Origin of the sequence: Kribbella sp. NBC_01505 (genome assembly GCF_045040285.1) — a bacterium.
In the GTDB taxonomy this organism is placed as follows: domain Bacteria; phylum Actinomycetota; class Actinomycetes; order Propionibacteriales; family Kribbellaceae; genus Kribbella.
In genome coordinates this window covers 6,887,018-6,901,275 of record NZ_CP109425.1, presented here as the reverse complement: position 1 = coordinate 6,901,275, position 14,258 = coordinate 6,887,018, and the positions used below count along the sequence as shown (strand labels likewise).

The window sequence follows — 14,258 nt, the reverse complement described above, 5'->3', positions numbered from 1 at the left end:
TGGTCGCGGGCGACAGCAAACTCCCCCGCGGGCACTATGACCGTTTCGCATCGAGCCGGACACTCCCACACCGACCAGCTCGGTCCGCCCGGGCCGCAGGTCTGCGATTAGGCCCGACGGAGTCAGCGCCACAGGGGTTGGTCAGTGCCGGCAGTTCCCACCCAAGGACAGCGGTGCCTGCAGTGATCGGTCAGCGGGATCTGGTGTAGGTGACGGCCATTTCGCCGGTGGGGCCGGTTTGCTGGTGGGTGAGGGTCCAGGTGGTGGTGGGAAGGCCGGTGCCGAAGAGGCGAGAGCCGCCGCCGGTGATGACGGGGACGATGGTCAGGTAGAGGCGGTCGATGAGGTCTTCGGCGAGCAGAGCCTTGATGACTGTTGGGGCGCTGTTGACCAGGATGTCGCCCGTGCCGGCGGCCTTCAGGTCGGCTACTGCTGAGGCGGCTGGGGCGTTGACGATGCGGGCGTGGTCCCAGGGGGCCTCGGTCAGGGTGCTGGAGAGGACTACCTTCTCGACGCCGACCAGCCACTTGGCGTAGCCGCGGTCGCGGGCGTCGGCGCTCTCGTCGTCGGCGACCGTGGACCAGAAGCCGAGGAAGCCTTCGGCGCTGTTGCGGCCGAGGAGCGCCGTGGTGGCGGACTCCCAGCTCCGGGACATCTGGTCGCGGGCGACATCCGTTGTGACAAAGGGGATGAACGGCGCGAAGTCCTGCGGACCGCCCGCTCCGTGGTAGTGCCCGTCGAGGCTGAGAGCGAGGTTGGCGGTCACCATGCGGTCGGTCATTTCGGGGATTCCTTGCTGTAGGCACCGATCACGTCGGCGAGATTGTCGAGTACTTGGTTCCAGCCGGTCTCGATGCCGGCAATGGAGGGAGCCGCCGCAACCGTGGTGTCGTCGAGCCGCAGGTCGAGCCGCAGCCGCGTGCCCGATGGGACCTCGGTCAGACCGACCTCGTACGTCGCACTGAACGCAGCACCGAGCACCGAGAGGTCGAAGACCAAGCGCTCGTACGGCGTCGCCTCGTGCACCGTCCCCTCGGATCGGTACCGGCCGTCGGCATCGCGGTACTCGAGCACCGCCAGCCCACCAGCTCGCGGTTCGAGCAGGCCCTCACTGACCCGCATCGACGGCGGCGCCCACCAGGAGGCGAGCAGCGACGGCTCGATCCAGTGCCGCCAGACGAGCTCGGCACTAGCCGGAAGCACGCGCTCAAACGAGAACGTCCGCCCGTCAGCCCAGTGATCGCTGTCCGCAAGCGCGACCTCTTGCGCGATGGCGTCCCGATACCGCGCCAGTACATCGCGATCCCCCGCCTGCGCCAACGAGGCCAACTGCTGCAGCCGGCCGGCGAACGCCGTCAGCGGTTCAGCCTCGAGCGCGTATACCCGGCGCTGACCGAGCGGGAAGACTGTCACCAGCCCCACCCGGCCGAGCGCCTGCAGATGCTTGGTCGTCTGCGGCTGCCGCAGACCGGTGAGCTCAGCGAGCTCACCCACGGAACGCGGTCGCTCGGCCAGCAACTCGACCAACCGCCACCGCGCTCCGTCACCCAGTACCGCTGCGATCTCCTCCATGACCCGAAGTATTCCCCAAGAGGAATATTCCTGTCAAGGAATACATTAGACGTCGACGCGGAACGGGTCGTGCTCGGCGAGCAGCTTGTCGAGCCGCGCCTGGTCGACGCGGGTGGTGACGACCGACAGCTCCTGCCGGTCCCGGACCACCTTCGACAGCGTGACCGTCGAGGTGACCAGGTAGATCAGGCCGAGGGCGAGGAAGGCACGGACCCAGCCGGCGGCGGGGAGATAGATGACCGCGACGGTCATGGCGGTCAGCGCGATGCCGAACGACACGACGGCCTGGACGTAGTACGCGGTGGTCTGCGAGGGCTGGATCGGTTTCGTCATACCGGGATCCTCGCGAGGAGCGAGCTGATCGGCATCCGCTGAACTACTCAACTGACGTGTGCTAAACAGGGAGCCAACCTAAGGGGCCCTGTGGACCAGCTCAATCTCGGCATCATCGCGCGCACGAACAAGGAGAACGAGCACCGCCTCCCGATCCATCCACGGCACTTCACGCGGATCGATCCGGAGCTCCGCCCGAGCATCTTCCTCGAACACGGGTACGGCGAGCACTTCGGCGTACCGGACGCGGAGCTGTCTCCGCTGGTCGGAGGAATGCGCTCGCGCGCGGAGCTGATCGAGCAGTGCGACATCATCCTGCTCACCAAGCCGCTGCCGCAGGATCTCGCCGAGCTGCGTGCCGGCCAGGTGCTGTGGGGCTGGCCGCACTGCGTGCAGGACACCGACGTCACGCAGCTCGCGATCGACAAGAAGCTGACGCTGATCGCGTTCGAGGCGATGAACCACTGGACCGAAGAGGGCTGGTTCAGCCTGCACGTCTTCCACAAGAACAACGAGCTCGCCGGGTACGCGTCGGTGCTGCAGGCGCTCTCACTCGCCGGGGTGACCGGTGACTACGGCCGCCGGATGACGGCCGCCGTGATCGGTTTCGGTGCGTCCGCCCGTGGCGCGGTCACCGCGTTGAACGCCCTCGGCGTACACGACGTGGACATCCTCACCAACCGCGACGTGGCCGCGGTCGCCTCGCCGATCCACTCCGCGCGGATCGTGCAGTTCGACCACGACGTCCACGACGAGACCGACGACCCCCGCCGCAGCTATGCGTCCACCGACGACGGCCGGGTGCCGCTGGCCGGCTACCTCGCCGAGCACGACATCATCGTCAACTGCGTACTCCAGGACACCGCCGAGCCGCTGACCTTCCTGATCGAGGATGACCTCGCCCTGTTCACCCCGGGCAGCGTGATCATCGACGTCTCCTGCGACGAGGGCATGGGCTTCAGCTGGGCGAAGCCGACCACCTTCACCGAGCCGACGTTCATCGTCGGCGACAACGTCCTGTACTACGGCGTCGACCACAGCCCGTCGTACCTGTGGGACTCGGCGACCTGGGAGATCAGCGAAGCCCTCCTCCCCTATCTGTCGATGGTGCTCGCGGGACCGAAGGCCTGGCAGGAGAGCGAGACGCTGCGGAAGGCGATCGAGATCGACACCGGAGTGATTCAGAACCCGGCGATCCTGGCCTTCCAAGACCGCTCGGCCGACTACCCACACCCGATCACGTAAGCCGTAGGCCGAAGAGCTGCTTGGCGTTCTCCAACGACTCCGTCACCGCAGCCATCCCGTGCGCGAGCATCTCCTCCTGGTACGACGCCAACGTGGTGGCTCCAGTGAGCGCCTCCGTCAGCCGCGCCGCGTCCCACAATGCGGTGTTCGCGCCGGCGCCGGCTGACGGCAACATCGGGTGTACGGCGTCGCCCAGCAGCACGACCGGACCCTCGGGCCACGGCAGAACCGACGTACAGGTTCGCAGGGTGATCGGGAACGCGGCCGACGCGTCAGCGGCATCGACCAACTGCCCGATCACCGGGTTCCACTCCGCGACCTGCTTCGCCACCAGACTCCACAGCTCCTCCGGCGCCATGGTGAACAGCTCGGTGTCGCTTCGTCCCAGCTGCTCTGCCGTTCCAGTCAGCACGGCCATCAGGTAGTCGCCGTACTCCGGCGGCGGCGTCCGGAACAGGACCGGCGCGAACGCCGCGCCCACCCCGGCCTCGTCCTTCACGAAACAGAATCCCCGCAGGAAGTCCTGCGGCACGATCGCCCGGACAGCATCCGTCAGTGGGATCTTCCCGTAGAGACAACGGATCCCGCTGTCATGCACCTGGAACTCCGGCACTAGCTGCGCCCGCACCCGCGACCCCGCTCCATCCGCGGCCACCAGTACGTCGGCCGCTTCCGTCGTACCGTCGGCGAAGCGGATCTCCACACCGTCACCCACGACCCCGTACGACATGAACTCCTTGCCGAAGGCAATAACCTCGTCAAGCCCGGTCATCATGGCCCGCCGGAACGCGTACCGATCGATCGAGGTCACGCTCTCCGGGTCCGCGACTGGGAACGTCTGCTCGAACAGCTTGTTCAGCTGCGGATCGAATCCCGCCACCAGGTCGCCGGGATGGGTGGCTGTCTCGACCACCCGGCGCCGCACCACCTCTGGCAGCACGGCCGCGAGGGCCTGCTCCCCCGCCGGGCTGATGTGGATCCGGTAGCCCTGGCGCCGGAACACCGGCGACGGATCCCGCTCGTACAGCCGCACCTCGACGCCCGCCTTGAGCAGCCCCTGGGCCAGCGCCAGCCCGCCGATCCCGGCCCCGACGATCGCAACCTTCATCTCAGTCACCTCTTGATTTAACTTAGTCATCTTTATGGTTGATTAAGTTAGCACGGCGGCTGGCGAGTTCGCTAGAGTGGTCCTCGTGCGGAGATCACCGGGGCCCGACGAGCGGCAGCGCGACGCCGAGCGGACCAAGCAGCAGTTGCTCGACGCGGCCGTGACCGAGTTCGGCGCGCACGGTTTCAGCGGCGCCCGGGTGAGCGCGATCGCCGACCGCGCCGGCGTGAACAAGCAGCTCATCTCGTACTACTTCGGCGGCAAGCAAGGCCTCTACCAAGCCGTCGCCGACCGCTGGCGAGCCGGCGAACCGACCGTCACCCAGGACGCCAAGGACCTCGGCGAGGTGGTCGGCGCCTACGCCCGGACGTCGATGGAGCAGCCCGATCTGCTCCGCCTGCTCGTCCGCGAGGGCCTCGACCGCGACACCGCGGGCGGCGACGAGGAGGCGCAGTACCAGCGCTTCCAGGGCATGCTCGCCGACTTCGCCCGCCGCCAGTCCGAGGGAGAGCTCCCGGACGACGTCGATCCGGCGTACGCGGCTCTTGCCCTGTTCGGCATCTCCGCCGCGCCGGTCGTCTTCCCGCAGATCGCCCGCGCCCTCGGCCTCGATCCGGACAGCCCGGACTTCGCCAGCCAGTACGCCGAACAAGCCGCCGTACTGGTGTCGCAGCTCAGATCGCGCCGGTGATCGCTTTCTTCCGCAGGTCGGCCCGGTAGGCCTCCAGCGCGATCAGCTCACCGAACATCCGGTTGTAGTCGTCGGCCTTGTCGATCGGGTTGGTCCGTTGCAGCTTCGACTTCAGATCCATGATCCGGCGCGCGCAGGTCAGCTCCTGCACGCGCGCCACCAGGGCCAGCGCATACAGCTCGTCGGGATCGCGGCCCAAGCGCAGCGGGTCGACGGCGAGCGCTCCGACCACGGCAGCGGCCGGATCGTTGCCGATGGCATCCCGTACGGCGACCACCCACGCCTCGCCCGGAGCAGCAGCGGCCGGTCCACCGATCTTCTCCATCCCGGCGCGCACCGCCGCGAGCCAGGGATGAGTGAAGTCGTGGTCGTCCAGCTCGTCGAAGGCGACACCAACCAGATTCGGGTGCTGCATGGCGACCTTCAGCACGTCCCACTCGATCACGAACCGCTGGTCGCGCGGCGACGGAAGATCCTGGCGCGGTGGCGGCGCCGGAGCCTCGGTGGTGGTCGTCACCGGGGTCCGTCCCTGCGGAGTCTGCGGCGCGGCGGCCGGGCGCGACGCGGCGCGGTGCACCTCGGACCGGACCTGGTCGACCTCCATGCCGAGCAGCCCGGCGAGCTCACGGGTGAACGCGTCCACCTTCGAGCGGTCCCGGATGCTGACCACCAGCTTCGCCGCATCCCGCAGCGCGTCGATCCGGGTGTCGGCCCGGTCGAGGTCGTACTTCGACAGCACGTTCCCGAGGACGAACCGGTACAGCGGGGTGCGGCGGCCGATCAGCTCACGGACGGCCGCGTCGCCCTTGTCCAGCCGGAGCTCGCACGGATCCATCCCATCCGGCTCGACGGCGACGTACGTCTGCGCGGCGAACGCCTGGTCGCCCTCGAACGCCTTGATCGCCGCACGCTGCCCGGCGCCGTCACCGTCGAAGGTGAAGATCACCTCGCCGCGGAACTGGTCGTGGTCGAGCAGCAGCTGCCGCAGCACGCGGGCGTGGTCCTCGCCGAACGACGTGCCACAGGTCGCGACCGCGGTCTGCACCCCGGCCAAGTGGCAGGCCATCACGTCGGTGTACCCCTCGACGACCACCGCCTGGTGGCTCTTCGCGATCTCCCGGCGGGCCAGGTCCACGCCGTACAGGACCTTGGACTTCTTGTAGATCGCGGTCTCGGGGGTGTTCAGGTACTTCGCTTCGATCTTGTCGTCGTCGAAGAGGCGGCGGGCGCCGAAGCCGATCACGTCCGAGGACGCGTCCCGGATCGGCCACATCAGCCGGCCGCGGAAGCGGTCGTACAACCCGCGCTGGCCCTCGGCGGAGACGCCGGCCGCGACCAGCTCGGCGTTCGTGAAACCGCGCTGGCGCAGGTGGTTGGTCAGCGCCTCACCACCGCGCGGCGAGAAACCGACGCCGAACAGTACGGCGGCGTCGCGGTCGAAACCGCGCTTGTCGAGGAACTGCCGGCCGGGCGCCGCCTCGGGCGCACCGAACAGCTGCTCGACGTAGTACTCCGCGGCGACCTTGTGGACCTCGACCAGGCGCGGCCGCTGATTCGCCGGGCCGCGCTGGATCGGTGCGCCGGACTCGTCGTACCGGAGCTGGATGCCGACCTTCGAGGCCAGCGTCTCGACCGCCTCGTGGAAGGTGATCTGATCGATCTTCTGGATGAAGTCGATCACGTCGCCGCCCTCTTGGCAGCCGAAGCAGTAGAAGAATCCGCGGGCCGGGGTGACGTTGAACGACGGCGACTTCTCGTCGTGGAACGGGCACAGCCCCTTCAGTGAGCCGCCCCCGGCGTTCTTCAAGGTCACGTAGGAGCCGACGATCTCGTCGATCCGCGCGCGCTCGCGCACCAGCGCGATGTCCTCGTCCTTGATCCTGCCTGCCACCCCGCGAGTCTACGATCATCGGCAAGGACTCCCGCCCACGGGACGACAATCTGGGGACAACTCGTGCGAAGAATCATCGGGCTGCTTGCTCTGAGTGCTGCCACTGTCGCTGCTCTGCTGACCGCTGGGCCTGCGCGGGCCGCGGACAAACCGGCTCAGCCGGCGCCGTTCGTGGAGCTCGTCTCCCCCGGCGGCGTCGGCCGGCTCTACACCGCGGACCCCCGCGAGCTGGACGCCGCGACCGCTGCGGGCTACCGCCGCCAGCCCGGTACGACGGGCTTCATCGACCGTACGGCGACCACCGGCTCGACCCCGTTGTTCCGGCTCAAGCCGTCCGCGACCGCCTCGAAGTGGCTCTTCACCGCGTCCACCTCGGAGCGCGACGCGCTGATCAAGCAGGGCTGGGTCAGCGAAGGCACCGCCGGGTACGTCGCGACTCAGCCGGGCGCCGGTCTGGTCCAGCTCCGCCGCTTCACGAACGGGTCCGAGTGGCGGCTCGCGCTCGAACCGCGTACCACCGAGCTGCTGAACGCGGGCTACACGCTCGACGGCCCGGTCGGCTACGTGCGCCAGACCTGGATCCGCGCCGGCGCGGTCTACTTCGGCATGTTCCACAGCGGCGGTCACCCGACGATCATCCAGCGCACCAAGGAGATCTACGGCCGCGACAACGACTGGTGGGGCGGCGTCCGCGACTTCCACGACGGCACCCACTACGCGACCGACAACTGGCCGAACGAGGACTGGTCAAGCCTCAAGCCCTCGATCGGGTACTACGACGACTCGCAGCCGGCCACGCTGGAGAAGCACATCACCCAGGCGACCTCGGCCGGGTTGAGCTTCTTCAACTTCTACTACTACTGGGACAACACCAAGCAGCGCCAGGATCTGACCGACAAGGCGCTGGACGCGTTCCTGCAGGCGCGCAACAAGGACAGCATCGACTTCACCGTCGGCGTCTGCGCCCACCCGTACGCACCGCTCAGCATCCCGGTCGCCCAGTACGACGCGGTCGCGACGAATCTGGCGCGCTACCTGCAGCAGGACAACACGCTGCGGACGAACGACGGCCGCAAGATCCTGAACATCTGCGACGCCCGCGGCCTGGGCGACGGCAGCAACGCCCAGGTGAAGCAGTTCATCGACGCGGTGCGCACGAAGTCCGGTCAGGACCTCTACGTGATGATCAACCAGGCCGGCTTCGACCCGCAGCAGGTCGCGAACGCCGGCGCCAACTCGCCGTACTGCACGACCGACGGGCCGAGTATCGAAGCCCGCTCGTACGCGACGTATCTCCGCGACCAGCGCAAGTTCTACAACCAGGCGCCGACCGGTGCCTACGGCCGCTGCGTGCTCTCCGACTTCGACGAGCGGCCGCGCTACCCGATCGAGAACATCGACGTCACCAAGATCCGCTGGATGCCCGACCAGTCCTTCGACGGCTTCCGCCAAGCGGTCCGCAACGCAACCGCCGACATGGCCACCTCCACCCGCCCCTCCACCGTCGACAACTACCTCTACCTCTACGCCTGGAACGAGTGGCACGAAGGCGGCTTCATCGAGCCCAACCAACGCGACGGCTGCGCATATCTGGACATCCTGCGCACCGAACTGGCCCTGTCCGGGCCGGGCTGCGTGGCCTCTCCCCCGGCCGGTTAGATTGGCTGCGTGCCCCGAAACCTGCGCGCCGGCCAACGCTCCGAGCTTTACACCGTCGACGTTCGGACGGGTGAGCACCGCTTGGTGTTCACCTCGGACGAAGTGCTGTTCGAAGCACCGAACTGGACGCCCGACGGCGACCTGATCGTGAACGGCAACGGGAAGCTCTTCCGGGTCGCCGACGACCTGGTCGAGATCGAGCTCGGCGGCGTACCGGATATCAACAACGACCACGTGGTCAGCCCGGACGGCTCAACCGTCTACGTCTCCGCCGACAACGGACACCTGTACGCCGTCCCGCTGGCCGGCGGTCCTGGTCGTCGGGTGACCAACGATCGGGGCGCGGGCTTCCACCACTACCTGCACGGGGTTTCGCCGGACGGTACGACGCTGGCGTATATCGGGCTCGAGTCGATCGACGGTCGGCGGATCACGAACGTGTGGACGATCCCGGCCGCGGGTGGGGCCGACGTACAGATCACGAACGACGAGCATGCGGATGACGGCTCGGAGTACGGGCCGGACGGGAAGTGGATCTACTTCAACTCCGAGCGAGCCGGGCAGGCCCAGCTGTTCCGGATCGCTGGTAGCGAGGTCGAGCAGCTGACCTTCGACGAGCGCGTCAACTGGTTCCCGCACCCCGCGCCGGACGGCTCCTCGATCGCCTACGTGAGCTTCCCGCCCGGCACCGAGGGCCACCCGGCCGATATCGACGACGTCCGCCTCCGCTTGCTCACGGCCGACGGCATCCGCGAACTCACGACGCTGTTCGGTGGCCAGGGCACGATGAACGTGCCGAGCTGGTCACCGGACAGCACCGCCTTTGCGTATGTCGCCTATCCGTTAAACGTCAGCTAGAGCGACCGAGGGGTCGGCCAGCTTGACCGGGTCGACCTGCCGGCCGGACTTGATCAGGTCGCGGACGCCGCCGATGCCGTCGTCCCACAGGTTCACGTGCATGCCGGCCAGCACGTGGTTGTCGTCGTCCAGCCAGAAGGCCAGGTAGGCACCGCTTTCCGGGTCACCACGCAGGACGACCTGGTACGACGCGCCGTGCGGAATGTCGCCGACGTACTCCATGCCGAGGTCGAACTGGTCGGTGAAGAAGTACGGGATCGCGTCGTGCGACACGTCCTGGCCGAGCATCGCCTTCGCGGCCGCGGCGCCGGTGTCCTTCGCGTTCTGCCAGTGCTCGAGGCGGACCGGACGACCGAACAGCGGGTGGTCCCAGCGCACCACGTCACCCGCGGCGTACACGTCGTCGGCGGAGGTCTTCAGGTCGGCGCCGGCGACGATGCCCGAGCCCGCCTCGCGGGTCGCGACCTCGATGCCGGCATCCGACGCGAGCTCCGAGTTCGGCTGGACGCCGACGCCGACCACGACCAGATCGGCCGGGACGACCTCGCCGCCGGAGATCCGGACACCGGTCACCTTGCCGGTGCCTTCGAAGCTCTCCACGGTCGCGCCGAAGTGGAAGACGACGCCGTGCTTGCGGTGGAACTCGGCGTACAGCTCGCCGACCTGCTCACCCATCACCGAGGCGAGCGCGGTCGACTGCGGCTCGATCACCGTGACCTCGCACCCGCGCTCCTTGGCGGCCGAAGCAGCCTCAAGACCGATCCAGCCGGCCCCCACCACGACCACGCGCGGCTTGGCGGCGTACGCATCGGTCAGCGCCTGCGCCTCGGCCGCGGTCCGCAGGTAGTGGATCCCGTCGAGGTCCCCACCCGGTACGTCGAGGCGCCGGACTCTGCTCCCGGTCGCGATCAGCAGCTTCGCGTAGGACTGCGTCGATCCGTCGTCCAGGGTGATCGTGTGCGAGGCGCTGTCGATCCCGGTCACGGTCGTCCCGAGCCGCAGCTCAACCGTGTTGTCGTCGTACCACTGCTGGTCGTGCAGTTGCGCCGACTCCGGCCCCTTCTTGGCCAGCAGCACGTCCTTGGACAACGGAGGCCGCTCGTACGGCAATTCGGTCTCACTACCGATCAGCACGATGCCGCCGGACCAGCCCTCCTCTCGCAGGGTCTTGGCCGCGGTCGCGCCCGCGAGGCTCGCACCAACGATGACGATGGGCTCTGCAGCAGTCATGTCACCGACCTTAGCCCTGCGTCACCAGAGTGTCGCGGCAGGCTCCGCGCGGCCGGCAACGCGTCAGTCCGGACGCACCAGATCCGCATGCCACGCGAGCGCCGAGGGGTCGGTCAGCGAGGCAACCTGATCGACGATCACGCGCAGTCTCGCCTTGTCATCCGCGGCCTCGCGCCAATCCGCTGCCAGCGCGGCGTCGAGATGGTTTGGCCCGGTCTTCAACAACGCGTCGGCCAGCTCGGTGAGCAGCTCGCGCTGCATGGCCCGGCGGGCTTGGCGCTCGGGCGAGTTCAGCACGTGGAACATGCCGACACCCTTGAGCAGCCCGATCTCCACGCGGACCCCATCCGGTACGACGAGATCCGCCTCGTACCGGATCAGGCGCGAGCGGCCGAAGACCGCGTGCGTCGCCTGCTCGGCCGACGTCACGAACCGGCCGATCAGCTGGCTGGTCAGGTCCTTCAGCCCGCCGAGCGCGCGCCGGCTGTCGTCGAAGACGCCACTCGGCCAGTAGTGCAGCCCGGTCAGCCGCCGCCAGCCCTCGTCCAGCTCCGCATCGGTTGCCTCCGGCAAATACATCTGCCGGACCGTCTCCCAGTACGGCGCCCGGTCCGCGTCGACCGCGGCCAGGTCGATGTGGTGCGCGACGATCCCATCCTCGACATCGTGCACCGAGTAGGCCACGTCGTCGGCGAAGTCCATCACCTGCGCCTCGAGACACTGCCGCTCGCCGACCCCCTGACGCAACCACTCGAAGACGGCGAGATCGTCGTCGTACACCCCGAACTTGCGCACGCCCGCGCGGCGCGGCCACGGATACTTGGTCGACGCATCGAGCGTTGCGCGGCTGAGGTTGAGCCCGACGCTGCGCCCGGCCGGGTCGAACGTCTTCGACTCCAGCCGGGTCAGCAACCGCAAGGTCTGCGCATTCCCCTCGAAGCCGCCGATCTCCGCGGCGAACGCATCCAGCGCCCGCTCACCGTTGTGCCCGAACGGCGGATGGCCGAGGTCGTGTGCCAGGCAGGCCGCGTCCACGATGTCGGGATCGCACCCCAGCGTCGAGGCCAGCTCGCGGCCGATCTGCGCGACCTCGAGGCTGTGAGTCAGCCGGTTGCGCACGAAGTCGTCACTGCCGGCGGTGGCGACCTGGGTCTTGGCCGCCAACCGCCGCAGCGCGGCACTGTGCAGCACCCGGGCCCGATCGCGCGCGAACGCCGTCCGGCCCGGCCGCTTCACCGGCTCCGCGACCCACCGCTCGGCGTCGTGCTCGTCATACCACTCGTGCTGCTTCCTCATCACCGCTCACAGTAGCTGCGAGCAGGGACACTTCAGTGCATATTGGTTAGCCCCAACCGCCTTGGGCCATCGTCTGGAACTTCCAGTCCCCGGCCACCTTCACCAGCAGGTCGCCGTACCGGACCGGTTGGGTGTTGCCGTCGTACGTCATGGTCCCGTCGGTGATCACGAAAACCAGGTCGTCGGACAGGAAATGCGGCGTCCGGGTCGTGTCGAACTGCACGTCACCCCCGCCGCCCATCACCTGCTCCATCTGCGCCAGGTACGCCGCCCGGTCGAACTGCTTCGCGCTCCCGTTGCCCTTGCCGTCGTCGGTCACCTCGTTCAGCGGGAACAACGCCAGGTCCGCCATCCCCTCGAAGTCCCGCGCCGCCGCCAGCGCGTCGTACCGCTCGAACCACTCCCGCACACTCGCCTCAGACAAGTTCCATCTCCTCTACCAGGTGAACTCCGTACACTGTACCCAGTTTAACCCCAGAAGCAAACCCTCTTATTCCCGACCCTCCCCCCGAGCCCCCTCCCGGCACCCAAGGTGGGCCCACTGCTCTTTGTGCACAGACCCCCACTTTGAGAACCCACCAACCGTTTCAACGGCCTCTCCGTGGTTGGTGGGTGCACAAAGATGCGGCGCGTGCACAAAGGTGGGCCGGCTGCTCTTTGGGCGCGAACGCGGACTTTGAGAACCCACCAACCATTCCAACGGCCTCTCCGTGGTTGGTGGGTGCACAAAGACGCGGCGCGTACCCAAAGGTGGGCCGGCTGCTCTTTGGGCGCGAACGCGGCCGGATCTCAGACACTGACCAACGGGCATCCGGTTCCAGCCGCCACGCTCAGCCAGTCGTGTCGACCCGGCCATCAGCGTGGTTGGTCAGTGGCTGGAGTCCGGACCGGCGGGCCATCACAACCGCGGACCGCGGCCGCACGCAGGCGGGGAGCACGAGAGCGCGAGCCAGTTGTGATGGCCTACGGGTTCGCGCCTTCGGCGACGACCTCGCGTCCGACAGCGTGTCGGCGAAGCGCCCAAAGGTGGGACGGCTGCTCTTTGGGCGCGGGGGCGGGGCAGCGGCTGGGCGAGTTGCCGTACTGAGGGGGGTTAGGAGACGCAGTAGCGGGACCAGACGATGCCGCCGGCGAAGACCTCGGTGCCGGCGTGGCGCAGGGTTACGCCGGTCGTGCCGCACCACGGTTGGCCGGCGCCGACTATGACTGGATGGACCAGGAGGGCTAGCTCGTCGACGAGTCCTAGCTCGAGGAGCACGGCGATCAGTGCGCCGCCCGACTCGACCCGGACCACGCGGACGCCTCGGTCGCCCAGTACGTCGAAGACCTCGGCCAGGTCGACCTGCTCGTACCCGGTGACGAGCTCGCGGGTTGTCGAATCGGGCGGTCGGGCCGGCGTCTGGTCGGCGTACAGGGCGAGCACGTCGGACCAGTGACCGAGCTGCCGCAGGGCGTCCCACTCGCGCACTCGCGCCCGGCTGTCCACAACCGCCAGCACCGGGCCGGTCTCGCGTGCATCGCTCCGCGGAGCCGCTCGCACCAAGGACTCCTGAGCCAGGATCGTGTCGGCGCCGGTCAGCGTGACGTCCTCCTGCCACAGCGTCGCCATCGCATAGAACCGCGCCAGATCCATGTCGAACCCAGCGGTCCGCCCGTCCAGCGAGACCGCCACCTGAGCCACTACCTGAGGCCGCATACCCCGAACGCTAGAGATCACCACCGACAGTTCCGATGGATTGCAGAGAACACTCTGCAGAGGTTACTCTGCAATCATGCGACGCATCGACGCCCGGAGCCTGCGCGGACTCGCCCACCCACTGCGGATGAACATTCTCGAGGCGATCGAGCTGCACGGACCGGCCACCTCGACCACCCTCGCCGCCCGGCTGGGCGAGAACACCGGCACGATCAGCTGGCACCTCCGGCTGCTCGCCGAGCACGGGTACCTGGAGGAGGACACCGAGCGGGGCAACAAGCGCGAGCGCTGGTGGCGGATCCCGAAGGGCGCGACCGTGCTCGACCCGGCCGAGTTCCGCGACGATCCCGAGACCAGCGGCGCGCTCCGCGTCTACCTGAGTCACCTCGTCGAGCGCTACTTCAGCCGCGTCCGCAAGTACATCGACGAGAACTGGCCCGGCGAATGGCAGTCCGCCGCCTCCCTCTCCGACTGGCGCAACCTCCACCTGACCCCGGCCCAGCTCCAGCACCTGAACGACGAGCTGGCCGAAGTCATCAACCGCTACATCGCCCTGGACCCCGCCCCCGACGCCGAACGCGTCATCGTCCAGCTCCAGTCCTTCCCCCAACGCCCGGAGGAAAAATGACAACGTCCGAAGAACCCGCAGGCCCCGTCTCCGGATCGTCGGACGTTGGCG

General features: G+C 68.2%; 14 protein-coding genes. 5 read left to right on the top strand and 9 right to left on the bottom strand.

All coding sequences use genetic code 11. From position 1 onward, the window contains the following. Positions 1-190 precede the first annotated feature (190 nt). Genes OG474_RS32630 through OG474_RS32620 form a run of 3 tightly spaced genes read right to left on the bottom strand, consistent with a single transcriptional unit; the run spans position 191 to position 1,905 of the window. Entirely contained in the window at positions 191-781 is a 591-nt protein-coding gene (locus OG474_RS32630; protein WP_405057450.1) for a dihydrofolate reductase family protein, read from the bottom strand. Further along, a complete protein-coding gene (locus OG474_RS32625; protein WP_405057449.1) occupies positions 778-1,572 on the bottom strand; it encodes a metalloregulator ArsR/SmtB family transcription factor in 795 nt (264 codons plus the stop codon). The genes OG474_RS32630 and OG474_RS32625 overlap by 4 nt, the downstream gene beginning before the upstream one ends. Positions 1,573-1,617: 45 nt before the next feature. Further along, on the bottom strand, positions 1,618-1,905 hold the full coding sequence (locus OG474_RS32620) for a YiaA/YiaB family inner membrane protein (protein WP_405057448.1): 288 nt from the start codon (positions 1,903-1,905) through the stop codon (positions 1,618-1,620). A 90-nt stretch (positions 1,906-1,995) separates the two neighbouring features. On the opposite strand from OG474_RS32620, the gene OG474_RS32615 reads away from it, so the two are divergent. Next, the gene (locus tag OG474_RS32615) at positions 1,996-3,150 is read left to right on the top strand and encodes a N(5)-(carboxyethyl)ornithine synthase (RefSeq protein WP_405057447.1); all 1,155 of its coding nucleotides are present in this window, start codon (positions 1,996-1,998) and stop codon (positions 3,148-3,150) included. On the opposite strand, the gene OG474_RS32610 is transcribed toward OG474_RS32615, so the two are convergent. Further along, positions 3,143-4,258, bottom strand: a complete 1,116-nt coding sequence (locus tag OG474_RS32610; protein ID WP_405057446.1) for an FAD-dependent oxidoreductase — start codon at positions 4,256-4,258, stop codon at positions 3,143-3,145. The genes OG474_RS32615 and OG474_RS32610 overlap by 8 nt on opposite strands. An 85-nt stretch (positions 4,259-4,343) precedes the next feature. Here OG474_RS32610 and OG474_RS32605 point away from each other — a divergent pair, with 85 nt between their 5' ends. Next, on the top strand, positions 4,344-4,949 hold the full coding sequence (locus tag OG474_RS32605) for a TetR/AcrR family transcriptional regulator (RefSeq protein WP_405057445.1): 606 nt from the start codon (positions 4,344-4,346) through the stop codon (positions 4,947-4,949). Here the strand turns inward: OG474_RS32605 and dnaG are convergent. Then, a complete protein-coding gene (gene dnaG, locus OG474_RS32600) occupies positions 4,933-6,840 on the bottom strand; it encodes a DNA primase (RefSeq protein WP_405057444.1) in 1,908 nt (635 codons plus the stop codon). The genes OG474_RS32605 and dnaG overlap by 17 nt on opposite strands. 63 nt (positions 6,841-6,903) lie before the next feature. Between dnaG and OG474_RS32595 the strand changes: the two genes are divergently transcribed. Both OG474_RS32595 and OG474_RS32590 read left to right on the top strand, forming a co-directional pair. Further along, entirely contained in the window at positions 6,904-8,499 is a 1,596-nt protein-coding gene (locus OG474_RS32595; RefSeq protein ID WP_405057443.1) for a glycoside hydrolase family 99-like domain-containing protein, read from the top strand. A 9-nt stretch (positions 8,500-8,508) separates the two neighbouring features. Beyond that, a complete protein-coding gene (locus OG474_RS32590; RefSeq protein ID WP_405057442.1) occupies positions 8,509-9,357 on the top strand; it encodes a TolB family protein in 849 nt (282 codons plus the stop codon). Here OG474_RS32590 and OG474_RS32585 read toward each other — a convergent pair. The 4 genes from OG474_RS32585 to OG474_RS32570 all read right to left on the bottom strand — a co-directional run bounded on the left by OG474_RS32585 (position 9,343) and on the right by OG474_RS32570 (position 13,579). Further along, entirely contained in the window at positions 9,343-10,587 is a 1,245-nt protein-coding gene (locus OG474_RS32585; RefSeq protein WP_405057441.1) for an NAD(P)/FAD-dependent oxidoreductase, read from the bottom strand. The genes OG474_RS32590 and OG474_RS32585 overlap by 15 nt on opposite strands. A 63-nt stretch (positions 10,588-10,650) precedes the next feature. Next, on the bottom strand, positions 10,651-11,883 hold the full coding sequence (locus OG474_RS32580; RefSeq protein WP_405057440.1) for a deoxyguanosinetriphosphate triphosphohydrolase: 1,233 nt from the start codon (positions 11,881-11,883) through the stop codon (positions 10,651-10,653). A gap of 46 nt (positions 11,884-11,929) precedes the next feature. Further along, positions 11,930-12,307 carry a nuclear transport factor 2 family protein gene (locus tag OG474_RS32575; RefSeq protein WP_405057439.1) on the bottom strand — a complete coding sequence of 126 codons (378 nt, stop codon included), beginning with the start codon at positions 12,305-12,307 and terminating at the stop codon, positions 11,930-11,932. A gap of 669 nt (positions 12,308-12,976) precedes the next feature. Then, complete coding sequence (locus OG474_RS32570) at positions 12,977-13,579, bottom strand: dihydrofolate reductase family protein (protein ID WP_405057438.1); 603 nt, start codon at positions 13,577-13,579, stop codon at positions 12,977-12,979. A gap of 76 nt (positions 13,580-13,655) precedes the next feature. Here OG474_RS32570 and OG474_RS32565 point away from each other — a divergent pair, with 76 nt between their 5' ends. Then, positions 13,656-14,207: a helix-turn-helix domain-containing protein gene (locus tag OG474_RS32565; protein WP_405057437.1), complete on the top strand. Its 552-nt coding sequence runs from the start codon at positions 13,656-13,658 to the stop codon at positions 14,205-14,207. Positions 14,208-14,258: the final 51 nt, after the last annotated feature.